Below are 26,051 nucleotides of genomic sequence, written 5' to 3'. Positions count from 1 at the left end.
GGCCTATGCGCCACGTGGGCGATCGCGGGGAAGCGGTAGTTGTCGCGTGGCTACAAACCCAGCAGTGTCAAATTTTGGCTCAGAACTGGTCTTGCCCTTGGGGTGAGCTGGATATTGTTGCCTGTGATCCGCGGGGGGTGGTGCGCTTTGTCGAAGTGAAAACCCGCCGTTCCCGCAACTGGGATTGTGATGGCCTCGGTGCGATTTCCCCTAGCAAGCAACGCAAACTCATTTTGGCCGCCCAAGCCTTCCTAGAACGTCAGCCCCAGTGGCAGGATCATCCCTGTCGCTTCGATGTGGCCTTGGTGCGATACCAAGCAGGTACCTATCGGCTGCATCAATACTTGGAGCACGCATTTACGCTGGACGCCACCGATTGAGCACTTTACCAACTCAGCAGTTTTTGCAGGCGATCGCGAATCCAGTTAATCGGACGACTTTGATCCGCCTCTTGGCGACTCAGTTGCTGAAGCTCCTGTTGATGTTGCGCCAGCACATCCTGACGGCGGGCGATCGCCACGGCAATATCATCAGCAAGGGAAGGATGTTCTTTTAGCAACTGTTCAAATCCCTCCCGTGGTAGGACAAACAAGACCGTATCCGTCATTGCCATCATCGTTGTTGGGCAGGCCACCCCCAGCATCAGTGGTAGCTCGCCAAAGTGCTCCCCCGGGTTAAACGTCATCATCGGCTTGAGTTCGCCATTCTCTTCATAGACCGCCGCCATCTGCCCCTGCAATACGATGTAGAAGTTACTGATTGCCTCCTGAGCACGGAACAAAATTTCCTTCGCTGCCAAGTGCTTGCGGTAGCCCGATTCGATGAGAAAGCGTAATTGCAAGTCATTCATGCACTGAAAATAGCTCACCTGCTGAAGCAGCGACTTTAAGGAGGGCGTTGCCGGTGCCAAGGGCATACCTACCGTTTCGGCTGGCTCACTGAGGGGAGAGAGCGCTGGCGCATTGCGGATCCAGATGTCCCGTTGCGGGAAAGGAATCGAGATATTATGCTGCCGAAAGTAATAATCAATCTTGAAATTGAGACTGCTCTTGATGAACACTCGCCGCTCAATGGCATCCGTCCATACCCAGAGTTCAAACTTAAGGGCAGAATCGCCAAATTCACGGAAAATCACCCGAGGGGCTGGCTCCCTGAGGACATCTGGTTCAGAATGCGCAATATTGAGCAAGACTTCCGTCACCAAAACTGGATCTGTCCCATAGGCCACCCCAATGGGAATATCAATACGACCGCGATGGGTTTCGTAGTACCAATTCAGCACCGGACTATCGGCAAGGTAGGTATTGGGCACCACCACATTTGAACCGTTAAAGGTTTGAATCACCGTGGCTCGCATCGAGACTTCCTGAACGTAGCCGCTGATGTTTTCAATTTCCACAAAGTCGCCGACACGCACTTTGCGCTCAATCAGGAGCGTCAGGCCACTGATGAGATTGCGGGTGACATCCTGCAAACCAAAACCAATCCCCACCCCCAAGCCACCAATAATCACCGCTAGGGAATCGAGATTAATCCCCACTGCTTGCAAAACAATAATGTAGCCCAGTGCTCCCCCGGCACCACTCATCACAGTGGAAATGGCCTCACGGTTGCCTAAATCCAAACCAAGGCGGGGTAGGAGTTGATTTTTCAGCACCCCCTTGAAAAAGCGCGCCAAAATGGCAACGAGGATGAGCAACAGCACCACTTGAAACAGCCAACGCAGGGAAATCGTTTCCCGCCCAAGGCGAAACAACGGTGCATCGGCAATACTAACGAACGATGACCACAGTTCAATGACTTGGGATGGCATTCTCCACAGTCTCCTCAGGGGTTCACAAACTTAGACAGTGCCTAAACTAACCCCCTCACTTTAGCAGGGGGCGATCGTCAACTGAAGGAACTTTCTCGCGCCATTAAGTGGCGATATTTTGGTCATCAAAGGCTTGGGTGCAGCATATCCCACAATAGCCAAAGGGCGATCGCCAAGAGACTACCACCCGTCAGCGTTTGTAATCGCTGTTCCGAGAGGTACTGTGATAGCCAGCGACCAATCAATACCCCAATCAAACTAGTGGTTACTAAGGCCAAAGCTGCTCCCAAAAACACCAACCAAGGGGAGGCAGCGCGGGCAGCCATGAAAAATACAGCAATTTGAGTTTTATCGGCAAATTCAGCCAAAAAAACGGTTAAAAACGCAACCCCGAACTCTCGCCATGGCAACGCGCGCTTAATCACCGACTGCCCTCTAGGCGTCCGTCATTTCCTCAACCGTCTCGGTGGTTTTCGTCTCTGGGCGATTCTCCGTATTTAGGCGGCGGCTGTAGCGACCCGAAGAACGCTTGCGAAACTTGCGAGCATAGGCTTGGTTACGAAGAGCTTTTTCTTTCTTGGGATTGCGGCGTTTGGCCATGCTTACCTCAATGGTGGGGTGGTCTCAGCACTCAACAAAAATTAAGGACAGAAACTTTATTCTATCGGAATTTTTCCCCTAGCACAAGAAGCCTGTGATCGAAAAAACTGTGACTATACCCCCTCACAAAAATGAGAAACCCCCTAAGCTTTCACCTAGGGGGAGGAGGAGTCTTGTTCTGGCAGAAAGTTGCGAATTTAAGGGACTACTTGGTTTCCGAAAACTCAGCGTCAATCACTTCGTCACCACCACCACTGCTACCGCTGCTGCTGGAGCCAGTTCCATCACTGGACTGCGCACTTTGATAAACACTGGAGCCGACGCTGTAGAGGGTTTGTTGCAGATCCTGCATCAGCGATTTCACCCGTTCAAAATTAATGGATTCAATGGGTTTCTTCTCGGCTTCAGTGCCGATTTCCGAGCGCAGGTTAGCAATGAGGGCGGTGAGGCGGTCTTTATCGCTGGTGGAGACTTTGTCAGCCAATTCGGATAGTTGTTTCTCCGCTTGGTAGCAGAGTTGTTCCGCTTGGTTTTTGGTCTCGATTTTCTCGCGTTTGGCTTTATCAGCAGCGGCATTCATTTCCGCTTCGCGCACCATGCGTTCTACTTCATCCTTAGGCAGCGTTGAGGCGCCGGTGATGCTAATGGACTGCTGTTTGCCGGTGCCTTTGTCGCGAGCGGTGACGTTGAGAATACCGTTGGCATCAATATCAAACGTGACTTCGATTTGGGGCACACCGCGGGGTGCCGGCGGAATGCCATCCAAACGGAAGGTGCCGAGGCTCTTGTTATCGGCGGCCATTTCCCGCTCCCCTTGCAGGACGTGGATCTCCACATTGGTTTGACCATCAACCGCAGTAGAGAAGACCTCGGATTTTTTCGTCGGGATCGTGGTGTTGCGGGGAATAATTTTCGTCATCACGCCGCCAAGGGTTTCCACCCCCAAAGACAGCGGTGTGACATCAAGGAGAAGAATGTCTTTCACTTCCCCTGCCAGCACCCCAGCTTGAATAGCGGCACCCACCGCCACGACTTCATCGGGGTTCACAGTCTGGTTGGGGTCTTTGCCCAATAGCCGTTTGACCAGCTCTTGGATGGCGGGAATGCGGGTAGAGCCACCCACCAGTACCACTTCGTCAATTTGATCTTTGCTGAGTTTGGCATCCCTGAGGGCTTGCTCAACGGGTACGCGACAACGGTCAATGAGGTCAGAGCAGAGTTCCTCAAATTTGGCGCGGGTGAGCGTCATGTCGAGGTGCTTAGGCCCATCCTGCGTTGCAGTAATGAAGGGCAGGTTAATTTCCGTTTGCATGACGCTGGAAAGTTCAATCTTGGCTTTTTCTGCCGCTTCTGTCAGCCGTTGCAGCGCCTGTTTGTCTTTGCGCAGGTCAATGCCTTCTTGGGCACGGAAGGATTCAGCCAAGTAGTCCACAATTTTCTTGTCAAAGTCGTCACCACCAAGGTGGGTGTCCCCGGAGGTGGCGAGCACTTCAAAAACGCCATCACCGACTTCAAGGATGGACACGTCAAAGGTACCACCGCCAAGGTCAAAGACAAGGATGGTTTCATTGGCTTTTTTATCTAGGCCATAGGCCAAGGAAGCGGCGGTGGGTTCGTTGATGATCCGCAGCACTTCAAGACCGGCAATTTTGCCAGCGTCTTTGGTGGCTTGGCGCTGCGAGTCGTTGAAGTAGGCGGGCACAGTAATCACCGCTTGGGTGACTTCCTCGCCAAGGTATTTGCTAGCATCCTCTTTTAGTTTGCGCAGGACTTGAGCAGAAATTTCTTCGGGGGCAAACTGTTTGCCAAGGGCGGGGCAATCCAGCTTGACGTTGCCATTGACGTTCAAAACTTTGTAGGAGACCTCGGTGGCTTCGTGGGTCACCTCATCAAAGCGACGGCCAATAAAGCGCTTCACAGAATAGAAAGTATTTTCGGGGTTCATCACTGCTTGCCGTTTGGCAATTTGACCCACGAGGCGATCGCCATTTTTGGTGTAGGCAACAACGGAGGGCGTTGTCCGAAACCCTTCAGCATTGGCAATAACCGTGGGCTTGCCCCCTTCCATGACGGCCACACAGGAGTTGGTGGTCCCCAGATCAATTCCGACAACTTTTGCCATAGCGACGAAAACTCCCTTTGCAGGCTAACTTCGATGCGGGGCACAGCACCCATATTGGGCTTAACCCTCTCTCCTTCCTATAGTGCGATCGCTCCCGCTCTCTGCAAAAGGGGGATTTACCGAACCTACACAGGGTGGTCAGCCGCGTAGGGCAAAGGATCCACAAGCCCTAATTCGGCAAAGGCCGCTAAACGCAATCGACAGGCATCGCAGCGACCACAGGCCTGTTGGCCATCGCTGTAACAGGACCATGTTTTTTCCCAAGGAACGCCGTACTCATTCCCCAGACGAATGATGTCTTTTTTGTGGAGTTCAATGAGGGGGGTGACAATTTCAATGGGCTGGCCTTCACGCCCCTGCTTGGTACCCAAGCGATAGACCTCCTGCATTGCAGCAATATAATCAGGCCGACAGTCGGGATAGCCAGAGTAATCGAGGGCATTGACGCCAATATGAACCGTTTGCGCCCCTAGGGCTTCGGCATAGGCAAGGGCAACACTCAAGAAAATCGTATTGCGGGCGGGGACATAGGTAATGGGAATCTCTTGGCTCATGGTAGCCAGATCGCGATCGCGAGGCAAGTCAATCGTTAAATCAGTCAAGGCAGAGCCGCCCCACAACTGCAAATTCAAGGAGACCATTTGATGCTGAATCACGCCGGCGGCGGTGGCAATGGCGATCGCGGCTTCTAATTCCCGCCGATGGCGCTGCCCATAGTCAAAGGAAAGGGCATAGCAAGCATAACCCAGTGCCTTGGCACGAAATAACACCGTGCTGGAGTCTAACCCCCCTGAGAGCAACACGACGGCCTTTGGTGTCGTCATCATAGCTGTCTATCAAAACCTTTACATTTGGCAATGCTGTGGTAGCATCTTTCTGAAAATGTTCATTCTGTGAGTTGCTACTTACGGCGGGCGATCGCCAACACCAAGCCTTTCCCCGGTTGCGTAGAGGAGTGAAATAACTAGACATGAGTTCTGCCGTCCGTCCCCAGCCCGAACCACTGCGCATTGGCGTTATCGGTGTTGGCAACATGGGTCAGCACCATACCCGTGTTTTGAGTTTACTCAAAGATGTCGAACTTGTGGGCATTTCTGACGTGAATCTGGAGCGGGGCATTGATACCGCTAGCAAATATCGGGTGAAATTTTTTGAAAACTATGTGGATTTACTGCCCCACGTTGAGGCGGTGTGTATTGCCGTGCCCACCCGTCTCCACCATGAAGTGGGCATTACCTGCTTGCGCCACGGGGTACATGTCTTGGTGGAAAAACCGATTGCCGCCAGTATTAGCGAAGCAGAATCGCTCGTCAACGCAGCAGCGGAGTGCCAGTGCATCCTCCAAGTCGGACATATTGAGCGCTTTAACCCTGCATTTCAAGAACTGAGCAAAGTTCTGCGCACTGAGGAAATCCTTGCCCTTGAAGCCGATCGCATGAGTCCCTACTCCGATCGCGCTAATGATGTCTCAGTGGTTCTCGACTTAATGATCCACGATATTGACTTGCTATTGGAACTCACCAATTCCCCTGTGGTGCGCCTAACGGCCGCCGGCAGTCGCTCTGCCAACTCTGGGTATCTGGACTACGTGACCGCCACATTGGGCTTTGCCAACGGCATTATTGCCACTCTCACGGCCAGTAAAGTCACCCACCGCAAACAACGACGCATTGCTGCCCACTGCAAAAATTCCCTCACGGAGGCAGATTTCCTAAAAAACGAGATTCTTATTCACCGCAAAACCACGGCATCGTGCAGTGCCGATCATGGCCAAGTTCTCTACCGCCAAGACGGTCTCATTGAGAAGGTCTATACGAGCAATATTGAACCCCTCCATGCCGAGTTGGAGCACTTCGTCAACTGTGTTCGTGGTGGTCAACCTCCCTCGGTGGGTGGGGAGCAGGCACTCAAAGCGTTGCGCTTGGCCAGTCTCATTGAGCAGTTAGCCCTTGATGGCCACAGTTGGGGACAGTTGGATGCTTCCTTGGCGGCACTGATTCGTTAGCACGCATCGCCCTCGTTTCCTTGCGCTAGGGTAGTAAGTACAGCAGCGAGGGTTGTGTCAATGACGGATCTGGAAGGTTGTGCCTTTTTGGCAGCCCAAGCAAAGGTGAAGTCCTATCTCGCCTACTGGTTTCAGCTGGGCAAACGACTGTGTATTTGGGGCGGAGCGCATACGGTGCTGCCGCAACCTGTCCTTCAGGGCGATCGCTACAGTCAAGCCTTTGAGGCCTGCTGGGTCTATGTGATCTCTGGTCAGGCAGGAGACTGCTTTCTTGAGGACACGGCGGAGACGATTACGCAACTCTTGAGCGACTGTTGGGACATTACCCCCTGTGCCCGCTGCCAAATGCCTGTGCCTCTACCCTGTCATGGGTTACCCCCTGTACACTGTCCCTGTGCCAGTCTGCCCAATTGGCCGAATTTTGAGTTACCGCTGCCCCGTAGCCCCATTAATCCCCGCACTCACCTATTGTCACTAAAAAAACGCCTCAGTCTTTAATGTGTGGGATTTGCCCCTACCCCCGATTGTTGCCCCTCAATGGCAGGCGCCACACGACAATCTCACCTTGTATTCCCATGCGCTGCATCTTTGGTGGTTAACGCTTCCCCCTGATGTGCCCCGTGAGGTTACCCTGCGCGCCTATTTACGACGCTATCAGCCGAATCTTGGCGAGAAGCCTCTACCGCGTACCGCTGGGGGTAAGCCCTATTTGGATGCTTTGGAATTTAACTGGAGCCATAGTGGTAACTTAGCGGTGTTGGCCGTGAGTGGCCGGGCGGCTGTAGGGGTAGATGTAGAAATATTGCGCCCCTGTCCTCAGCGTTCAGCCATTAGTCGGCGGTTTTTTGGGGCGGCTCTGCAACAAAGGATATTAGAGGGGAGCGATCGCTCGTTTCTACAGGCTTGGACATACTATGAAGCGTGGCTCAAGGCTCAGGGGATCGGGGTATGGCAGCGGACGGCGGCTCAGCCTTTAGAACATTGGGCAGTCAGTTTCCCCGTGGGCGATCGCGCCATTGCCAGTGTTGTTGTGCTAACGCCAACGCCGCTCCAGTGTGTCTTTTTTTGGCCAGAAGTAGTGGGATAAATGAATGTTCACACTTGAAAACGGCGTAGATGCTCCAAGATATTCATCGACGCTTTAACCTGCTACTGCTGACCATGAATAGATGAGATGAGGTTGCCACTCACTGGGGGGCTGTTGGGTGTAGGCTTGGCGATCGAGATCCATCGGTAGGTTGAGCATTGGATCGCTGCCGGTGGCCACGAGAAACTCAAATCCCTTCAGGGTTGGCCATTGGCAAAATTGCCGCAGCAGGGTTTGCACCGCCAAGACATAGGGATGTTCTGGCTGCTGATACCACTGGCGATCGGCCACATGGGGTTGGTCAAAGCCAAAGTGAACAATCAGGTCAGGATGTCCAAAGATGGCCTGCGCAACGGGCCGAGCTTCTTCGCGCACTAGCAAATGGACGCCTGCGGCCAGATGACGTATTTTTTCCAACCGCTCATAGCGATCGCCCGCATCTAATTGCGACTCCTGCCAGCGAAAGGCCACTGTGATCAGGTAAGTTTGTAGCAGTAGATGCCCCAGTTTCTCCGCCTTAGTCGTCAAGTAGGGGGTGTTGTAGGGCGTCGCTTCAATCAGCAGGGGCACCCGATCCACCACTTCGAGGCCATAGCCCTTGAGGCCAGCAATTTTACGGGGGTTATTGGTAATCAGGCGAATCTGCTTCACTCCCAAGTCATTGAGCATTTGGGCGCCAACGCCATAGTTACGCAAATCCGCTGGGAAGCCGAGGTGCTCATTAGCTTCCACGGTGTCCATTCCCAAATCTTGCAGGGAATAGGCACGTAGCTTGTTGACTAGGCCAATGCCACGACCCTCTTGGCGCAGATAAACCACCACACCGCGTCCTGCCGCGTTAATCATTTTCAGAGCCGCTTGCAGTTGCATCCGACAATCGCAGCGCAGTGAACCGAGGGCATCGCCCGTCAAACATTCAGAATGAACGCGCACCAGCACGGGTTGCTCGCTAAACGTGGCAGGATCTCCTTTGACAATGGCGACGTGCTCCGATTGATCGAGGGAATTGCGATAGCCATAGATTTGAAATTCACCGAACTCCGTCGGTAGCTTGGCCACAGCTTCGCGGCGGACAAAACGCTCATGCTGGAGACGATAGCTAATTAAGTCGGCAATGCTAATAATCTTCAGTTGGTGGGTGCGAGCATATTCAATGAGTTGGGGCAGCCGCGACATGGTGCCGTCGGGATTTTGAATCTCACAGATGACCCCCGCTGGGTAGAGACCTGCCAACCGTGTCAGATCGACGGCGGCTTCGGTATGGCCGGCTCGCTTGAGAACCCCCCCAGGGCGCGATCGCAGGGGAAAGACATGGCCGGGGCGACGTAAATCTTGAGGCTGGGTCGTCGGGTCAATGAGGGCTTGAATGGTGCGGGCACGGTCTTCGGCGGAAATGCCTGTGGTCACGCCCCAACGGGCACCGGCATCAACACTCACCGTAAAGGCAGTTTGGTTGCTATCGGTATTTGTTGTTACCATTAAGGGCAAATCCAATTCATCGAGGCGATCGCCCTCCATGGCGAGGCAAATCAATCCTCGGGCATGAACCGCCATAAAGTTAATCATGGCTGGGGTCACACGCTCAGCGGCACCAATGAGATCCCCCTCATTCTCACGATTTTCATCATCCACCACGACGATAACTTCACCCCGCCGCAGGGCATCCAACGCAGATTCAATCGAGTCAAACACAGGCACATCCGCCAAGGCAGTTCCTTCCAGAATTTTTAAGGCTCCTTATTATTAAGTTACAGCCTTTTTCACGAGGATTGGGTGCCCGCAGCACTAGCAGGTAGGATTGCACCAACTTTTCAAGATAGTATTGAACAGCGTACGATCTCCCACGAAAACCCATCTGTGGCTCTTTCCCTTGTGGAAATGCTAAAAACCTCGTCATCATAGTGAAAGGTTTCACCAGCCAATCTGCTGCATGTCTCATCTATTGCTCATACTGGTTATCATTGTTGGCGCGTTAGTCCTCCTAGGGTTAGCGCTTTATCTCCTGTTTCCTCGCAAGTACGAGTCTGCCCGCTCTGTCGCCGAGTCCTATGACGACTGGACCAATGACGGCATTCTTGAATTTTACTGGGGTGAGCATATTCACCTTGGCCACTATGGTTCGCCCCCCCGTTGTAAGGACTTTCGCCAAGCAAAGGCAGATTTTGTCCATGAAATGGTGCGCTGGGCGGGTCTCGATCGCCTGCCGCCGGGGACAACGGTTTTGGATGTGGGCTGTGGCATTGGCGGGAGCAGTCGTATGCTAGCGCGTGACTATGGCTTTCACGTGACGGGAATTACAATCAGCCCTGAACAGGTACGGCGGGCGCGGGAACTCACTCCTGCGGATCTCAATGTGCAGTTTCAGGTGGATGACGCTCTAGCCTTGTCATTTCCAGATGCCAGCTTTGACGTGGTTTGGTCAACTGAGGCCGGCCCCCACATGCCCGATAAACAGCAGTTTGCTAAGGAATTACTCCGTGTCCTAAAGCCGGGGGGGATTCTTGTGGTTGCCGATTGGAACCAAAGGGACGATCGCCAGCACCCCTTGAACCTCTGGGAGCGGCTCATTATGCGGCAGCTCTTGGATCAATGGGCACACCCCGCCTTTGCCAGTATTGAAGGCTTTGCCGAAGCCCTTGCCGCAACGGGTTTAGTGGCTGGAGAGGTGATCACTGCTGACTGGACACAGGAAACGCTCCCCTCGTGGCTAGATTCAATTTGGCAGGGAATTGTGCGACCAGAGGGGCTGATTCGCTTTGGCCTACCGGGGCTAGTAAAATCTTTGCGGGAAGTACCCACCTTTCTGTTGATGCGGCTTGCCTTTGGCATGGGACTGTGCCGCTTTGGCATGTTTCGCGCTGTGCGAGCAGAAGTTCCTGCGGTCTCCCTTGACCCAGCCTCTCAAGTTAACTGCTGATAGATGATTGGATACATCATGCCCCAAATGGCCGGCTGTACATCCTTGAGAGCGTGATCACTGTCCAATTCCACCCGACTCACCCAAGGGCGGCCTTCACAGTAGCGACGACTGGCTTCGATGGGAATCACCTCATCCTGAAGACCATGGAAAATGAGGGTAGGCACAGGCCGCTGCAGCTGGCGATCGTCGTACTCCAGTAAATCCTTGGCAAAGCCATAGCTAAGGGGGAGCAGGCGCTCTTGCGTGTAGTGATACACCTCCAGCACACCCGTTTCTTGCCAGCGGCGGTATTGATCGCCCAAGCGCGGCAGCCAATGGATCGCAAACTCAAAGGCAGGTGCCAGCAGAAACAGTTGCACCACTTGGGAATGCTTTTGCGCTAGCCAAGCAGCCGTCAGGCCACCAAAACTGGAGCCAATCAATGTGACGGGTTCCTCTGGGGCGAGCAGCGCTTCTACCTGGTCAATTTGACGACTTAAGGTCAAATGAAAAAAATCCCCCTGATTGAGATCAGGAATGAGTAGCGGTTGACCGAGTTCCGCAAAGCGATCGCGAAAATACTGAGCTTTACTTGAGCGCGGCGACGAGGCAAATCCATGGAGGTAGAGATATTGCATTGCTCAATAATCCCTTGTGAGGAGCGGACATATTTTTGTCGCACTTTGTCAATAATCTTAACAAATTAGCCCTTTAGCCATAGGTTGTTCAAGGGTGATCATTGAAAATAATTCAGAATGCTGATCAAACAGCTCAACAACAATTCCTTATTTTGAAGGAACTGTTACAGTTTCTCACAACTCGCATCAACACCGCGATTTCAATGCTACGATGCCGTTGAATCTGGCTACAGCCCTTTTCGCAAGGAGGGCAAACGCTCAAAACTGCGAAAGCCCCTATGGGAGAGGATTGCATCCCCTTTATGGTTCCCATATCCAAGAAAAGGGTTGTATCTGGCCGATCTTAAGAATGAAAACGTGAGAGATTGAGGATCGAACGCATGACAACACTCACTGGGCAACCCCCGCTCTATGGTGGCAGCACTGGCGGCCTCCTCAGCGCAGCGGACACCGAAGAGAAATACGCCATCACCTGGACAAGCCCCAAAGAGCAGGTTTTTGAAATGCCGACGGCTGGGGCTGCGGTTATGCGTGAAGGGGAAAATCTTGTTTACCTTGCCCGTAAGGAGCAGTGCCTTGCCCTAGCCGCTCAGCAACTGCGTCCCCGCAAAATCAATGACTACAAAATCTACCGCATTTTCCCCGATGGTGAAACGGTGTTGATCCATCCCAAGGATGGTGTTTTCCCTGAGAAGGTGAACCAAGGGCGTGAAGCCGTCAACTCAGTGCCCCGCTCCATTGGCCAAAATCCCAATCCTTCGCAACTGAAGTTCACCGGCAAGAAGCCCTACGATCCATAGGTCGGTGCTGAGCTATCTCCTGATGACCCCCTATGGATCAACCATGGGGGGTATTGATTTTAAAGTAACGTTGTGATTGAGCAGTGCTGCTGTAGAGGTTTTTAACTCATCGGGATTCAAGAGTGCTGCCGTAGAAGCCTTTAACTCCCCATGGGTTTGGCGCAGGGTTCTCAGGTTCTGCGCAAGGGTGAGGATCGGCTCAATGGCTGCCTTGGCATCGGCATACCCTTGTGCTTGCAGGGCGGCAATGCGATCGCTCCGGAAATCGAGCAAGCTTTCTAGACTCCCCAGTACAACCGTGTTTGAAGTATTCAGCACTGTCTGTGGTCGAATCTCAATGATTGTCAAATTAGGGAAGTCATAACGATTCCAGGGCACCCCATCCTCAAGGTGAATGACAATGGCATGGGTACAGCCCCGCTGCGCCAACGCTCCCAAGGGCACATTATCCTGAAGTGCCCCATCCACATAGGTTTGACCATTGACCTGTCGCTGCGGAAAGGCCAAAGGAACGGCCGCACTCGCCAGCAGCAAGTTCAATAACGTCTCTGGGTCATCCATATCCTGTGCCCGCAGCCACTCAGCTTTTGTGCCTGTCCAAACGCGACACATGTCAATCAATGTCATCAACAGGTTATAGCCCAGACCCGGAATTTGCAATGAGGGAAAAACCGTTACCCAAAGCTCCGTACCCCGTTTCAGTTGGTTGTAGTTTACATAGGAGTGCACAAGTTCTTCGATCGGGCGCGGGTCAAAGAAGGAATAGCATTTGGGGAGAATCCCCGTCACTGTCAAAAAAGTATTGATCCATCCCCCAAATTCAGGTAAGGCAGATTGGATGCCATAGCTGATGAGAATGCTGAGCCAGTTGGGGTTGGCGGAGATGATATTGGCGGCACCAATCTCACGCCAAATCTCCTCGAGCTTGCTCACACCCCGAGCCAATTGCTGGGGATAGCTGGCAATGATGGCGCCATTGAGGGCACCGATACTGGTACCTGCAATAATGTGCGGTTCAAATCCCTGTTCAGCGAGGTAGCGCAGTGCCCCCACTTGGTAAGCACCTTTGGCACCACCACCCGTGAGGACTAAACCAACTTTTGAACCAGTGTTTAGCATAATCACTCCTTGGATTTCAGAGACTGGAGGGAATGCAACGTTGCAGCGGCAGTTTCATGAACAATCCGCTGAATGACTTCTTTGGCATCTAGGGTATAAGGAGGGTGCTGAAGGACAAAGGAAGGCTGCTGTTGGCAGTATAGTGTTGACATATTGCGCAGCAAGGGATAGGAGTCTGAATAGCGGCAACTCGCCAGAATGTCGTAAACGATCTCTGTATCCTCTTGTGCTGTTGCTTGCCGAGTTACTTTTAGCAGCGTTGCGGTACTGAAGAAATGCTTGGGTAAGTAGTGCCGCTGGTGCGCCAAAATTTCATTCACCAGTAGGTCGCGATAATAAGTGACTTGTTGTTCAAGTTCTAGGTAGGCAATGGAACTGTTGTAGATTTCGCGGGCTAAAAATAGGATTTGGATAGCCCAAGGGAGATCGTGATAGCTTTGGCCACTTCGCCAGAGAGAGAAAATGCGATCGAAATCTTCCCGTGCCGTCACTCGCCGTTCAAGGGTAGCAATACGTTTCTCTTGCTCTTGAAACTTGCGATCGCAGGTCTCAATTAAACTATTCAATAAACTATTCAATGCCTGCGTGTTGTGATTAAGCCCCTCACGAGTTTCTCGAAGAGAGTGCTGCGTAGCTACAAGACATTCACGAGTTTCTCGGAGGGAGTGTTGGGTAGTGACAAGAGCATACTCAGTAAATTGCAGCTTTTCAATCAGTTCATTGGTAATGCTCAGTAATGCTTCCTGTCCTCGGGTCAAGTTTTGGGCAAGAAGGGTATCTTGCTGGTAAGTGCGACCTGTTAAACTATCCAGTAACCTACCCAAAAAACCTCGATTGGCGCGATACGCTATCAAAGACTGATTTGTGTGAATGCTGTTAGCTAAATCAATCAGTAGCTGATCATTGGCAAGAGGGATTCGCTCTTCAATGGCTAAGTAATTCATAAAATCTACAACGCAAAAAATTACTTTAATCGACTTAAATAAATCGGCATCATCAGCAGTCAGGGAGTACTGGGGGCTAGGTTAGCACAAAAGATAAAAAGTGTTGACACTGTAGGGTAAGGAAAGTCGAATCTGCAATAAAATTTAATAATTTGTCAACTCAGTATTCACCTTCAATACTGCTGATCAGAACTTGCTCTACTCGGCTCGAATAAATTGAAATATCACACTTCACTTTTTGAGCATCCTCCTCGAGCTGCTCTAGTTGCTTCATCACTTCTTTTTCAACCTCAAGTATACCTAGGGTTGCTTGATAGCTTCTTTTTCGCAAATTAATGTCTTCAAGAAGCTTATGAATAAAGCCGTGAGTGATGTTTAGAGATTCCCTGATTACTTTCGGTGCAGCAATTTTAATGAGTTCACTAATCACTTTAGTGAAAAACTGATAAAATCCTGAGCGTTCATACCACTGCTTTCTAGCTTTCTTAGTAAACGCGTCTTTGTCAATCTCTTTTAAGTTTTGTTCCCAGTCATCCCTAAGAATTTCTCTTGCCAAGTCTTTGGCTTCAGGTCGAGTCCGCCAGTCTTCTCCTAAGCCATGCTGCTTCAGGAAACGAGCAGCACAGTAGGCTCGTTGGGCAGATACCTCGAAAACATGAGAGCTAGGAATTCTAAATTCCTGCTGCACAAACTCCCGCACTTCTGCAGGAGTCATATCCCCTCTGCGTCGTTGATCAACTTTGTTTACGAGGGCATAGATATTTTCAGTTCCACCACGAATCTCAGCAATTGCCTGAACGGTTTCTTGAACACTTTTAGCCGCTTCAGTCTTGAGTTGGGTAAAGTCTAGGACAACCAAAATGAGACTACTACGCTCAAGTTGTTCAGCAAAAATATTCTTGATTTCTAAGTTCTCGCCTGCTTCGTTAGGACCTGGAGTGTCAATAATGACAAGGTTGCCCACTGTCGTATTGATGGGCTGATCCTCAAGGGTAAAGGGCGCGACCCTAATTTGAGGCAACTCCTGCATTCGTTTTATGACATTACAGTTGGGAACAAGTTCACTCGCTAAACGCACGATGTCATTCATGGGATGCAAGACTGTGCGGATATTTTCAACGCCTTTTATCTGTCGCTCGAATAGGAAGGGGTTGCTAATAATGTTGATTAGTGTGCGGGTCAAATGAGGATATCGCTCGCGCAATAGTTTCTCAACGCCTGTGCGATCTGTTTGACATTTCCAGTGAATATGATCAGCAGTCTCGCGAAATAAACTGACCAGCCCTTCGGGAACCATCAGAATAGGTTCAGCAATATTAGGGTCTAAAATGATTTCTGTTGCAGTAGCCGTCATTGCCGTGTTGCGAGCCGGTAGGAGGGGTTGACCGACAATTGCATTGATAATCGTGGATTTGCCGGCTTTCATCGGAGCGACCACGGCCATGCGAAGGGCAATTTCCTCAACATTGGCGAGGGCTTGTCGAATCGCTAGTGTACCTGAAAATTCTGTGCCTGTTGCTTTATGAAGGTTGTTGTAGCGTTCAACAATGTCAACGGCTTGTTTCAGCAAATGAATGACATCTTGGCGCAAGTCTTCTACTAGAGTTTCACTTGGCTGAATGTCTTGGGCAATGCCGGGGGGGATAGCCGTGGCCATATTATCAGCAGTCAGGGAGTACTGGTGGTTAGGTTGGCACAAAAGATAAAAAGTGTTGACACTGTACGGTAAGGAAAGCTGAATTAATCACTGATTAGAGGAATTTGCTGGTGAATCGCAGGAAGAACCATAATTTTCCAGAACTTCCTCTACTCGACGCGAATAAATTGGAATATCACACTTCGCTTTTTGAGCATCCTCCTCGAGCTGCTCTAGTTGCTTCATCACTTCTTCTTTTTTAACAGCAGACTTTCTCTGATATTCTTGGCTCTCAATCAGGGTTGTTCGATAATCCTTGAGATAGCTACTGAGATACTCGATGTATTGTTCTGCTTCTACTTTAAAACCTTTTTCTAAATAATTATTAACCTCTTGTTCTATTTGATTCGCTTGGGTGTCTATTTGTCGATTGATTTCCTCAACGACTTTATTGAGATAGACTACATATTCTTGAATAGTCTCTGTATAAATTTCATCCACTTCCTTAGGAATTAGCCAAAACCAGTGCCACCAAAATCTCTTTTTCACTTTTCGAACTTTGTTGACAGTCCTAGTTAAAGCTTCGGGTCGAAGTTCAGAATTGCCAAAACTAGCCTTTGAAACCTGAAAATCAGGAAGGCTTAATTGCACATTAAAAGTCATCTGGAGTCGTTCTCTTGCTTTTTCTAGGATAGGCTGAGTTTCTTCCTCTATTTCTTTCTTTAATCCAAGGATTTTTTCTCCTACAAATTTTTCAATCTTTTTCTGGGTATCACCAAAAAACTTTTCTGCTTCTTGTGAAACTAGGTTAAATATTTTTCCCTGAAAATCTTCAGCGTCATGCCTTGAGCTAAAAGGAATCCTTAAATGATCCTCACGAGACTTGTCGTTGGTTAATTTGTGTGCAAAGTCTGTGAGAAAAAGCTTTACTTTTTTGAGAACATCAGCCTGCTCATACTCTTTTTGAGAAAAAAGACGACTAACGTCTGCTCTTGCCTTGTTCTTCAATTTAAAGACTTCACTGGCAATCTGATTCTTAATTTTTTCTTGATACTCCTCGACAATATTCAACAGATTAGCCGAACTTTCAATTTCTTTAATATCTTGATTTAGTTTCTTAATTTCATCCTCAAGTGTACCTAGGGTTGCTTGATAGCTTCTTTTTCGCAAATTAATGTCTTCAAGAAGCTTATGAATAAAGCCGTGAGTGATGTTTAGAGATTCCCTGATTACTTTCGGTGCAGCAGTTTTAATGAGTTCACTAATCACTTTAGTGAAAAACTGATAAAATCCTGAGCGTTCATACCACTGCTCTCTAGCTTTCTTAGTAAACGCGTCTTTATCAATCTCTTCTAACTCTTTTTCCCACTCAGCCCCAAGAATTTCTCTTGCCAAATCTCCGGCCTCATCTCGAGTCCGCCAGTCTTCTCCTAAGCCATGCTGCTTCAGGAAACAAGCAGCACAATAGGCTCGTTGGGCAGATACCTCGAAAACATGAGAGCTAGGAATTCTAAATTCCTGCTGCACAAACTCCCGCACTTCTGCAGGAGTCATATCCCCTCTGCGTCGTTGATCAACTTTGTTTACGAGGGCATAGATATTTTCAGTTCCACCACGAATCTCAGCAATTGCCTGAACGGTTTCTTGAACACTTTTAGCCGCTTCGGTCTTGAGCTGGGTAAAGTCTAGGACAACCAAAATGAGACTACTACGCTCAAGTTGTTCAGCAAAAATATTCTTGATTTCTAAGTTCTCGCCTGCTTCGTTAGGACCTGGAGTGTCAATAATGACAAGGTTGCCCAAAGCGGTGTTGATAGCCTCGCCTTCAGAGGTAAAAGGTGCTACTCTGATCTGGGGTAGCTCCCGCATCCGCTTTACAGGGTTGTAGGCAGGAACTATTTGGCTGGCTAAACGTACCAAATCATTCATTAGTTGCAGGGCTTCACGCACACTTTCGACACCTGTTGTTTCTTCTTTGAACAAAGTGCCGTCATTCCTGATAATGTTTTCAAATGTGGTGTCAAGATGAGGATATTTCTGTAACTTAGCTTTAACGTTGTCACGATTCCTATTGTATTCTTGGCGGATTTTCGCCGCTGCCTCTTTGAATAAAGTGAGGGTTTCTTCGGGGACAAAGAGAACAGGTTCAGGGTAGTTTGTATCTAAAACAATTTCCGTTGCAGTAGCGGTCATGGCAGTATTGCGGGCAGGCAAAAGCGGTTGACCGACAATTGCATTGATAATCGTGGATTTGCCAGCTTTCATGGGGGCGACCACGGACATGCGTAGAGCCATTTCCTCAACGTTGGTGAGGGCTTGCCGAATCGCTGCTGTACCTGAAAATTCTGTTTTTTCTTGAGATGAATCCCTCTCTGCTGTTTTATGGAGGCTGTTGTAGCATTCAACAATGCCAACGGTCTGTTTCAGCAAATGAATGACATCCTGGCGCAAGTTTTCTAGTAGGGTCTCACTTGGCTGAATGTCTTGGGGAATGCCGGGGGGGATAGCCGTAGCCATACAATCAGCAATTAAGAGCAATTAAAAGAGGACTGAAGCCTATGGTAGCACAAAGAATAAAAACTGTTGTAATCTACAGCTCTTTCCTAAAAGAAAAAGGACACGCTCCCTGTAAACATTGATTTTGGCTGCTTTGAGCGCATTCAGGACTTAGGGAAAAGACCGTTAGGGTTTTAGTTCTTAACAAAAATTAATGATTAGCCTTCTATGGGTGAGCCTGATCCTTGTCCACAGGTGTTTTCCCGATTACTATCCCATGATCGGTCTGTTTTAGCGATCGCCCCCCTTGACTGGTACAAATAGAGTGAATGAAAAAGCGGTGATCTAAATGAGTCGTACCCCCTTAATTGAACGTCTTGCGGCTGAAATTGGCCGTGATATCTATATGGATGTGGCCAAATGGCATCTGTATCTCGCTGATGCAAAGCTGGCAGCCCCCCTCGCCGAAGCCTTTTTGCCCCTCCTAGAGCAGGGGGAGGTTAATTCGGCGCAGGTCACGAGTGTCTTGCAGGAGGTTTCAGTTCCCCTTGGCGGGGGTCAGCAGTCCCTTTCCCTCGATCGCCTGATTCCCAAGGCCAACCAAGAGCTGCTGGTAGAACTGCTCAACCGTTTTCGCCAAGAGGAGCTTTAGCCCTAGTGCACGGTGCCCCATTCCTGTTGGGCATTGACGGGGGGCAAGAGATACAGGCGCAACAGGTGGCCGGCGATCGCCAACTGGTGAGGAAGCTTCCGCAAGGCCTTCAGCCACTTGGGTTGCTTGCTGGCTTCAATGGCTTGGAGTTTTTTATGGATTTCGACACAGCGTTGCAGCCGCGGATAAAAGTCAGGGTGATCGACATTGAGCACCACCGAGAAGGTGCGAGCGGCCGTTTCATTGGTTTTGGCAATGACCTCGCGATCGAATTCCGTGGCATCAAGACCAAGGGCTTCATAGAATTTGGCACGCTCATGCACCGTCAGCGTATGGGTGGCAAACACCGTCAGCAGGAAGAAGCGCATCCATAGTTTGGCACCCCAGCCTTGAATCAATTGAGGTTGGGAGTGGATCAAGGCCTTGAAAATATCGCCGTGGCGGTTTTCGTCTTGGCACCAACTTTCAAAGTAGTTAAACAGGGGATAGAAGGAATGTTCGGGGTGCTTTTCTAGGTGACGGTAGATGATGATGTAGCGCCAGTAGCCAATTTTCTCCGATAGATAGACGGTGTAGAGCACCCATGGCAGGGGGAAAAACGTGTAGGTACGCGCCTTAGAGAGATAGCCCAAGTCCATGGCATGGCCAAAATCCATCATTGCCTTGTTGAGAAACCCTGCGTGCCGCGCTTCATCCCGTGCCATGAGGTGAAAGATTTCCGCCAAGAGAGGGTGGCGATTCTTCAGCTTGCGCGAGAGTTCCTTAAAGAGCAAAAACCCTGAAAACTCAGAGACACAGGAGCGCTCGAGGTAGTCAATAAAGGCTTTGCGGGTCTGTGCATCCAAGGTGTCCCATGTGCCTTTGAAGGCGTCGTCGCGGACAAAGTGATGGCGGTTGTAGTCTGCCCGCATTTCCGCCAACATTGCTTCGAGTTGTTCCTGCTGGCGACTCAGGTCAAGTTTTGCTGCCTGTTCAAAATCTGTTGTGTAAAAGCGGGGGGTTAAAAGGTTTTCGCGAATAGTTTTAACGCTCTGACTCGCATCGGGATTGGGGGCGATCGCCACCATAAGCCTTTCACTCCTATAGAACTAAACCTATGCAGGTCATACCGTTTTACTATACTATATCCCTCAGGACGGTCAATAACCGTCTTGACGATTTTGCAAAAGTAGGCAGTTTTGTAATGTTTTTTGAAGTTTCGCTTGACAGCCATATGGTCAAAAAGTAATACTCACCCTTAGTTTGCCCTTCTGCCCCCGTTCAGCCCACGGCCATTCGTCGTTGGCAGGATGAACTCATCTCAAAAAAGATTGTTAAAAACTGATTTCAGGAGTTACAGGTATGACCGTGCTCTCCCTTGCGCTGCGGGAAGGAACTGCTGAGGCTCACAGCTTGGCCGAACACACCGCCTTCATGAAATGTTTTGTCCGCGGGTTGATTACGCCGAGCCTCTTCCGCCAGTTCTTGGCCAATCTCTACTTTGTGTACACTGACCTCGAAGCTGCCTTAGCCAGTGCTACGAGCGATCGCCTGCGGGCGATGTATTTTCCCGAACTCAACCGCAGTGGCCAACTGGCCGAAGACTTGGCCTTCTACTACGGCGACAATTGGCGCGATCAGATTACCCCCCTCACAGCCACTCGCGTTTACCTCAGTCGCATTCATGACCTCGCCCAAAGTGATCCTCTGTTGCTCATTGCCCATTCCTACACCCGCTATATGGGGGATCTCTCTGGGGGACAAGCCCTGAGTAAAATTGTGCGTTCCCAGTTAGCGCTCCCCGAAGGCAAGGGCACCGCCTTTTACGAGTTTCCAGCCCTGCCGACCCCAGAAGACAAGAAAGCCTTTAAGCAGCGGTATCGGGAAACCTTGGATAGCCTCAGCCTCGATGAGGTCGCGATCGCCCGCATTGTCAAGGAAGCCAACTTTGCCTTTACCCTCAACTGCCACCTCATGCACGCCCTAGAGTCGGAGCTAAAAGCCACCGTTGGCGAGCAGGTCTGGCAGTCCGTTGTTGAGAACCAACCGAGTCGGCGGGAGCAACCCCGTCCTGAAGCTGTTGCCGTTTAAGGCCCACTGTTGATCTTGTTAGGAGCTTGCAAACATCCATGAGTGTGGTTCAGCCAATTCAATTTGATGGGGCATTGCTGCAAAAATACGATCGCCCCTTGCCCCGCTATACCAGCTATCCCACGGCTGCCGAGTTTACTGCTGACTTTGATAGCCATTGTTTCCAGCGGGAACTGCTGCGGAGTAACGCAGGGCATCTGCCTCTGTCCCTATACGTGCATATTCCCTTTTGCCAAACCGCCTGCTATTTTTGCGGCTGCAATGTCATCGTCACCCAAAGCCAAACGATTGCCAAAACCTACTTGGATGCCTTAGCAGAGGAAATTGCCCAAGTGGCGGCACGGCTGGATCGCACTCGTCCAGTGATTCAAATGCATTGGGGCGGCGGTACCCCCAACTATCTCACCATTGACCAAGTGGAATCCCTGTGGCGGACGCTCACCCACCACTTTGAATTTGCCAACGATGCCGAAATTTCCATTGAGGTCAATCCCCGCTATATCGACCGCGAGTATCTCTTTCGCTTGCGCGATCTGGGCTTCAACCGCATTAGCTTTGGTGTGCAAGACTTTGATCCTCAAGTTCAGCTGGCTGTCAATCGGGTGCAGCCGGAGGCGTGGCTCTTTCAAGTGATGGAGTGGATCCGCGCTGCCGAGTTTGAGAGTGTCAACATTGACCTGATCTACGGCCTGCCTTTTCAAACGGTGCAATCTTTTGAAACCACGATTGCCAAAACAGTGCGCCTTGACCCCGATCGCATTGCGGTCTTTAACTTTGCCTATCTTCCCAATTTGAAACCCATCCAAAAGCGAATTGACCCCGCTACCCTACCCGATGGCACGACCAAACTGGCCATTTTGCAGCGGGTCATTGAAACGCTAACTAGCCAAGGTTATCAGTACATTGGCATGGATCACTTTGCCAAGCCCACGGATGAGCTGGCGATCGCCCAAGCAGCAGGAACGCTCAAACGCAACTTTCAGGGCTATACGATCCTGCCCCCTGCAGATTTGATTGGCTTTGGTCTGACCTCAATTAGCATGTTGCAGGAGGCCTATGCCCAAAATCAGAAGCATCTAGCCACCTACTTTAGTGACATTGCGGCGGGGCAATTGGCTACAGAACGCGGGATTCAACTGCGCCCTGAGGATCTGCTGCGCCGCACCATCATCATGGCACTGATGTGCCAATTTACCTTGGACAAGGGGGCGATCGCTCGCCAGTTCCAGCTGGACTTTGATGCCTACTTTGCTCCAGAGTTGGCCGCACTCCAAGACTTGGCTGCCGATGGCCTGATTCATTTAGGGCGCGATCGCCTAGAGGTCACCCCCGTAGGCCGACTCCTCATCCGCAATGTGGCTGCCGTCTTTGATACCTACCTGCAACACAAATCTGGTAAGACATTTTCTAAGGCCATTTAGGCTCAGCCGAGGATTGCCCTGAGGATTGTCTTGGTGGCTCAGATTCTCTAGATTACAACTTGATTTCAACTTGCGTCTAAATCTGCACACGGTGTTGAGGAGTGCCCATGTCATCATCCCTAGAACTCCAACCTGAAACTGCCCGCCTCAATTGGGCCTTTGTGCTTTTTTTAACGACGGTTCATGTCTTGGCCGCGGTTGCTCTCTTCTTTTTTTCTTGGTCAGCCTTGGCGGTCACCATCTTTCTCCACTGGCTCTTTGGCAGCATCGGCATTTGCTTGGGATACCATCGCCTCCTGAGTCACCGCAGTTTTCAAGTGCCCCAGTGGTTGGAATACATCATTGCTGTTTTGGGTGCCTTGGCCATGCAGGGAGGTCCCATTTTTTGGGTGGCCGGTCACCGCTTGCACCATGCCCACACCGAAGATGAAGTCAAAGATCCCTACTCAGCGCGGCGGGGCTTTTGGTGGAGCCATATGCTCTGGCTGGTCTATCCCCATCACCAATTTTTTGAGGCTGAGGAGTATGCCCGCTTTGCCCCAGACTTGGTGCGGCATCCCTTTTACCGCTGGCTGGATCGCTACTTTTTGCTGCTGCAAGTGCCCCTTGCTTTGCTCCTCTATGGCCTTGGGGGTTGGTCATGGCTGCTGTGGGGGATGTTTGTGCGGGCGGTCTTCCTCTGGCACAGCACGTGGTTGATTAACTCCGCCACCCACAAGTGGGGCTATCGTCGCTTTGAGACCGATGATAACTCTCGCAATCTTTGGTGGGCAGCCCTCCTCACCTACGGCGAAGGTTGGCACAATAACCACCATGCCTATCCCCACGTGGCCAAGGCCGGCTGGTACTGGTGGGAAGTGGATCCCACTTGGTGGGTGATTCGCACACTCCAAGGACTGGGGCTTGCCTCCAAGGTACAGTTGCCCCCCTCCACCGCCCTGTCTAAGTTACCGTAAATTGCGCCGGCTGCGGTGGGCGATCGCCAAATTGCTCAGGCGATCGAGGCCAACCTCCTCAGCGGTCATTAACTCTGTCCACAGGGCATTCACCTTGGGGTCAGTTGGCTGTTGCTGCCGCAGTTTGACCAATGTCTCGAGGGCATCGTACCACAGGCCATGGCTAGCCAGCAGGTTATAGCGTTCTACAGGACTGACCTGGGGCAGTTGCTTGTTCGGGATCCTTGGTAGTGTTACCCGCCGTACCCAGCCTTCCACAAAGCGAATCTGTGATGGATCAGGATCTCGGGGATTGCAAATGAGACTCACCGTCCAGCGGTAGTCCACCCCCTCCTGTAGGGGCGGTACGTCACCCGCCAACGTAATACTGTCTAGGCGCGGGCGATTGGCCATCGGAAACTGCTGCTTGTAAATTTGCACCTGCGTCCCGTCGGCAAGGTTCTGAAAGAGGGCAAACTCAAGAGCTTGGTAATTATTGGCGGGTAAATACCAGTAAAACGTGGGGCGATTAACTGCCGTTAAACCAATATTACTTGCTGGTACTAGGGCGATTAAATCCGGTTCGTTCGCCGCTGTTTGCACTCTACAGACGCCGCGGGTGGCTGCCCCCTCCCGATTCCCCGGCCGGGATAGGTTTTTGGGGGGCGTAAATCCCGCCCAACTCAGACCCGCATTGAGGATGAGTACGGCCAAGCTCCAAGGAACGAAATATCGCAGTGACGTGAAAATAGGGCGTTTCATAGGTCAAGATCCTTAATGAAAAGCGGTAGCGGGAAGTGTTAGGGGGGCTTATCGTTAATCTTTGGTCATTTCCCTACCTGCCACACTACTACCATAGGAGTTGGGTGTGGGCTGCGGGGTGATAGCGCCAACGAGATGGTGATGATGTCCATCACGTACTGGTATTGCGCTGGCTCACAACCTGAGTAGTTTTCAAGACGAGGACAGCACCCTAGCAGTTCCAAAGTGGCGCGGGCATGATGTCAGCAGCAGGCATATTAGCAAAGGGCTATCTCTATACTGGAAAGTACCTATAGAATTTTTGCGCTGAGCGCTGTTCCCACTACTTTTCTAAATTTCTTGATCTAGTGGTGTTGCGTGACTCCTCGCTGTGAACACTCTCTCCCTTAAGTGGTTTCTCTTGCCCCCCTTCAGTGTTGTGGCGGGTCTCAGCATCTTTTTGGTGGGATCAAGGGGGCTGTCGGCAACGGCAGCAGAACGGATTATTTTTCGCTATGGCCCCTTCGAGCGATCGCTCCCCATTGCTGATTTAGAACGCTTTGCTACCACTGGCCAAGCCTCCCCAGAACTCGCCAGCTATTTACGGTTATTGCCGCCTGTGCATCAGCAGCAATTGCGGTTGGCCTTACAAGAACGGCTGCGCCTCTCGCCGGTGGCTGTTGCCCAACTCCTGTATTCCCCCCTTGGTCAAGAATTGATGGTGCAAGCGGGCCGAATTCTCGAAACCCAAAGCCGCCAAGAAAACGCCCGTGCCCTGCGATCCGCCCTGATTCTCGCTGCCACTGATCCCAAGGGTCTGACCGCGTTGAGTGTGATGCGCCATTACCCCTCCCCCAGTATCCGCTTTGATCTCAAGGAAGGACTCGCGATTCTCAAAAACTTCCAGCATACAATCCGCGAAACAGAGACAATTCTGGATGTTGTTCGTCAACAGGCGATCGCAAATCAGCCAGAATCTATTCCTGCCAGTGTGCAATCACTGCCCCAACCGGGGCCTTGGCGGTGGCTAGAGATGCCTTGGACAGCAGTGGATGCATCGCCTCGGCGGTTGCAGTTGACGGGACATTCCCGCCCCATTGCAGCGGATCTCTATCTACCCATCGTTCCTGCGGGACAGCGGGTTTCAGTGGTCATCATTTCCCATGGATTGGGAGCCAATCGCTACAGTTATCGCTATTTGTGTCAACATCTGGCCTCCCATGGGTTTGCCGTCATTGCCCTAGAGCATGTGGGCAGCTCCACCCGTCAGTTGCTGTCCTTTGCCATAGGCCATGTCACTCCTAGGGTGGCGGCTCAAGAATTTCTGGATCGCCCCCTCGATGTCACGTTTGTCCTCAATCGTTTAGGGACATTTCCTGAGCAACTCTATCCTTGGGCAGGGCGGCTAGATTTGGAGCGGGTGGCAATGATTGGTCAGTCCTTTGGCGGCTACACGGCTCTCGCCCTCGCGGGGGCACCGTTGGATTTTCAACAACTGCGGCGACATTGCACAAGAAGTGTTCTCGACTCGTTTAATGTGTCACTGCTGCTCCAATGCCAAGCGCAAGCATTACCACCAAAGGTCTATTCCCTACAGGATCCCCGTGTGCAAGCGGTGATTGCTGTTAACCCGATTACCAGTGCTGTCTTTAGTCCTGAATCCTTGAGGCAGTTGAAAATTCCCGTTATGTTTGTGGCTGCCAGTGACGATCCGATCGCCCCAGCGGTCGAGGAGCAAATTTATCCCTTTACATGGCTGACGACGCCCGATCGCTACTTGGTGTTGATAGACGATGCCACCCATTTCTCAACCATTGGTGAGGCGGGTCAAAATGAACCGGTGCTGCCTGTGCCCCAGTCCCTTGTCGGTGCCATGCCCCCGCGATCGCGCACCTATCTGCGAGGATTAAGCTTAGCCTTTTTACGCTTGCACCTTCTAGGGGATGAACAGGCACGGCAATGGCTGACACCGGCCGCAGCAATGGCCTTGAGTTCGCCCACCCATGGCCTGAACCTGACTCAATCCCTAGCCCCGGAACTGTTGGAAAAGGTCCCACAGGCAGCGAAGTAATG

24 protein-coding genes are annotated in these 26,051 nt (G+C 51.1%); 11 read left to right on the top strand and 13 right to left on the bottom strand.

Annotated elements, in window-relative coordinates:
* Positions 1 to 5 precede the first annotated feature (5 nt).
* Positions 6 to 380: a YraN family protein gene (locus RHH81_RS11210; protein WP_206200237.1), complete on the top strand. Its 375-nt coding sequence runs from the start codon at positions 6 to 8 to the stop codon at positions 378 to 380.
* Positions 381 to 385: 5 nt separating this feature from the next.
* Here the strand turns inward: RHH81_RS11210 and RHH81_RS11205 are convergent, their stop codons facing one another.
* The 5 genes from RHH81_RS11205 to queC all read right to left on the bottom strand — a co-directional run bounded on the left by RHH81_RS11205 (position 386) and on the right by queC (position 5,362).
* A complete protein-coding gene (locus RHH81_RS11205) occupies positions 386 to 1,813 on the bottom strand; it encodes a mechanosensitive ion channel domain-containing protein (protein WP_206200236.1) in 1,428 nt (475 codons plus the stop codon).
* A gap of 125 nt (positions 1,814 to 1,938) precedes the next feature.
* Positions 1,939 to 2,238 (bottom strand): TMEM165/GDT1 family protein, encoded by a 300-nt coding sequence (locus RHH81_RS11200; protein WP_206200235.1) that lies wholly within the window; start codon positions 2,236 to 2,238, stop codon positions 1,939 to 1,941.
* A 10-nt stretch (positions 2,239 to 2,248) separates the two neighbouring features.
* On the bottom strand, positions 2,249 to 2,413 hold the full coding sequence (locus tag RHH81_RS11195) for a hypothetical protein (RefSeq protein ID WP_011057571.1): 165 nt from the start codon (positions 2,411 to 2,413) through the stop codon (positions 2,249 to 2,251).
* A 205-nt stretch (positions 2,414 to 2,618) separates the two neighbouring features.
* Entirely contained in the window at positions 2,619 to 4,535 is a 1,917-nt protein-coding gene (gene dnaK, locus RHH81_RS11190; protein WP_206200234.1) for a molecular chaperone DnaK, read from the bottom strand.
* A 125-nt stretch (positions 4,536 to 4,660) separates the two neighbouring features.
* Positions 4,661 to 5,362 carry a 7-cyano-7-deazaguanine synthase QueC gene (gene queC / locus RHH81_RS11185; RefSeq protein ID WP_206200233.1) on the bottom strand — a complete coding sequence of 234 codons (702 nt, stop codon included), beginning with the start codon at positions 5,360 to 5,362 and terminating at the stop codon, positions 4,661 to 4,663.
* A gap of 143 nt (positions 5,363 to 5,505) precedes the next feature.
* Here queC and RHH81_RS11180 point away from each other — a divergent pair, with 143 nt between their 5' ends.
* From RHH81_RS11180 to RHH81_RS11170, 3 genes are read left to right on the top strand one after another with little or no spacing between them, the layout of a single operon-like run.
* Complete coding sequence (locus tag RHH81_RS11180; RefSeq protein WP_149819497.1) at positions 5,506 to 6,540, top strand: Gfo/Idh/MocA family protein; 1,035 nt, start codon at positions 5,506 to 5,508, stop codon at positions 6,538 to 6,540.
* Between the two features lie 60 nt (positions 6,541 to 6,600).
* Complete coding sequence (locus RHH81_RS11175; protein WP_225901575.1) at positions 6,601 to 7,038, top strand: hypothetical protein; 438 nt, start codon at positions 6,601 to 6,603, stop codon at positions 7,036 to 7,038.
* 10 nt (positions 7,039 to 7,048) lie between these two features.
* A complete protein-coding gene (locus tag RHH81_RS11170; protein WP_302678331.1) occupies positions 7,049 to 7,627 on the top strand; it encodes a 4'-phosphopantetheinyl transferase superfamily protein in 579 nt (192 codons plus the stop codon).
* Positions 7,628 to 7,681: 54 nt separating this feature from the next.
* Here RHH81_RS11170 and ribBA read toward each other — a convergent pair whose 3' ends face one another.
* Positions 7,682 to 9,325, bottom strand: a complete 1,644-nt coding sequence (gene ribBA, locus RHH81_RS11165) for a bifunctional 3,4-dihydroxy-2-butanone-4-phosphate synthase/GTP cyclohydrolase II (RefSeq protein ID WP_225901720.1) — start codon at positions 9,323 to 9,325, stop codon at positions 7,682 to 7,684.
* 232 nt (positions 9,326 to 9,557) lie between these two features.
* Here ribBA and RHH81_RS11160 point away from each other — a divergent pair, with 232 nt between their 5' ends.
* On the top strand, positions 9,558 to 10,544 hold the full coding sequence (locus RHH81_RS11160) for a methyltransferase domain-containing protein (protein ID WP_310743061.1): 987 nt from the start codon (positions 9,558 to 9,560) through the stop codon (positions 10,542 to 10,544).
* Here RHH81_RS11160 and RHH81_RS11155 read toward each other — a convergent pair.
* The gene (locus tag RHH81_RS11155; protein ID WP_310438501.1) at positions 10,529 to 11,164 is read right to left on the bottom strand and encodes a YqiA/YcfP family alpha/beta fold hydrolase; all 636 of its coding nucleotides are present in this window, start codon (positions 11,162 to 11,164) and stop codon (positions 10,529 to 10,531) included. The genes RHH81_RS11160 and RHH81_RS11155 overlap by 16 nt on opposite strands.
* A gap of 380 nt (positions 11,165 to 11,544) precedes the next feature.
* Between RHH81_RS11155 and RHH81_RS11150 the strand changes: the two genes are divergently transcribed.
* Complete coding sequence (locus RHH81_RS11150; RefSeq protein WP_149819488.1) at positions 11,545 to 11,964, top strand: photosystem I reaction center subunit II PsaD; 420 nt, start codon at positions 11,545 to 11,547, stop codon at positions 11,962 to 11,964.
* A 30-nt stretch (positions 11,965 to 11,994) separates the two neighbouring features.
* Here RHH81_RS11150 and RHH81_RS11145 read toward each other — a convergent pair whose 3' ends face one another.
* From RHH81_RS11145 to RHH81_RS11130, 4 genes are all read right to left on the bottom strand, one after another.
* A complete protein-coding gene (locus RHH81_RS11145; protein WP_206200228.1) occupies positions 11,995 to 13,083 on the bottom strand; it encodes a patatin-like phospholipase family protein in 1,089 nt (362 codons plus the stop codon).
* 2 nt (positions 13,084 to 13,085) lie between these two features.
* Entirely contained in the window at positions 13,086 to 14,027 is a 942-nt protein-coding gene (locus RHH81_RS11140; RefSeq protein ID WP_302678327.1) for a diguanylate cyclase regulator RdcB family protein, read from the bottom strand.
* 160 nt (positions 14,028 to 14,187) lie between these two features.
* A complete protein-coding gene (locus RHH81_RS11135) occupies positions 14,188 to 15,684 on the bottom strand; it encodes a dynamin family protein (RefSeq protein WP_310743060.1) in 1,497 nt (498 codons plus the stop codon).
* Positions 15,685 to 15,771: 87 nt separating this feature from the next.
* Complete coding sequence (locus RHH81_RS11130) at positions 15,772 to 18,180, bottom strand: dynamin family protein (protein WP_310743059.1); 2,409 nt, start codon at positions 18,178 to 18,180, stop codon at positions 15,772 to 15,774.
* A 328-nt stretch (positions 18,181 to 18,508) separates the two neighbouring features.
* Here RHH81_RS11130 and RHH81_RS11125 point away from each other — a divergent pair, with 328 nt between their 5' ends.
* Positions 18,509 to 18,811: a DUF3181 family protein gene (locus tag RHH81_RS11125; protein ID WP_206200224.1), complete on the top strand. Its 303-nt coding sequence runs from the start codon at positions 18,509 to 18,511 to the stop codon at positions 18,809 to 18,811.
* Positions 18,812 to 18,813: 2 nt separating this feature from the next.
* Here RHH81_RS11125 and acsF read toward each other — a convergent pair whose 3' ends face one another.
* Positions 18,814 to 19,878, bottom strand: a complete 1,065-nt coding sequence (acsF, locus tag RHH81_RS11120) for a magnesium-protoporphyrin IX monomethyl ester (oxidative) cyclase (RefSeq protein WP_302677543.1) — start codon at positions 19,876 to 19,878, stop codon at positions 18,814 to 18,816.
* A gap of 274 nt (positions 19,879 to 20,152) precedes the next feature.
* On the opposite strand from acsF, the gene RHH81_RS11115 reads away from it, so the two are divergent.
* From RHH81_RS11115 to RHH81_RS11105, 3 genes are all read left to right on the top strand, one after another.
* A complete protein-coding gene (locus RHH81_RS11115; protein WP_310453515.1) occupies positions 20,153 to 20,881 on the top strand; it encodes a biliverdin-producing heme oxygenase in 729 nt (242 codons plus the stop codon).
* Between the two features lie 38 nt (positions 20,882 to 20,919).
* Complete coding sequence (gene hemN, locus RHH81_RS11110) at positions 20,920 to 22,302, top strand: oxygen-independent coproporphyrinogen III oxidase (protein ID WP_302678321.1); 1,383 nt, start codon at positions 20,920 to 20,922, stop codon at positions 22,300 to 22,302.
* A 107-nt stretch (positions 22,303 to 22,409) separates the two neighbouring features.
* Positions 22,410 to 23,258 (top strand): fatty acid desaturase, encoded by an 849-nt coding sequence (locus RHH81_RS11105; RefSeq protein ID WP_310453514.1) that lies wholly within the window; start codon positions 22,410 to 22,412, stop codon positions 23,256 to 23,258.
* Here the strand turns inward: RHH81_RS11105 and RHH81_RS11100 are convergent.
* On the bottom strand, positions 23,250 to 23,999 hold the full coding sequence (locus RHH81_RS11100) for a DUF928 domain-containing protein (RefSeq protein ID WP_206200219.1): 750 nt from the start codon (positions 23,997 to 23,999) through the stop codon (positions 23,250 to 23,252). The genes RHH81_RS11105 and RHH81_RS11100 overlap by 9 nt on opposite strands.
* A 370-nt stretch (positions 24,000 to 24,369) precedes the next feature.
* On the opposite strand from RHH81_RS11100, the gene RHH81_RS11095 reads away from it, so the two are divergent.
* Entirely contained in the window at positions 24,370 to 26,049 is a 1,680-nt protein-coding gene (locus RHH81_RS11095; protein WP_206200218.1) for an alpha/beta hydrolase, read from the top strand.
* Positions 26,050 to 26,051 lie beyond the last annotated feature (2 nt).

The sequence above is a fragment of the Thermosynechococcus sp. PKX95 genome (assembly GCF_031583295.1).
Taxonomy (GTDB): domain Bacteria; phylum Cyanobacteriota; class Cyanobacteriia; order Thermosynechococcales; family Thermosynechococcaceae; genus Thermosynechococcus.
The sequence above is the reverse complement of the archived record's forward strand: the minus strand, read 5'-3'. Positions and strand labels throughout refer to the sequence as shown.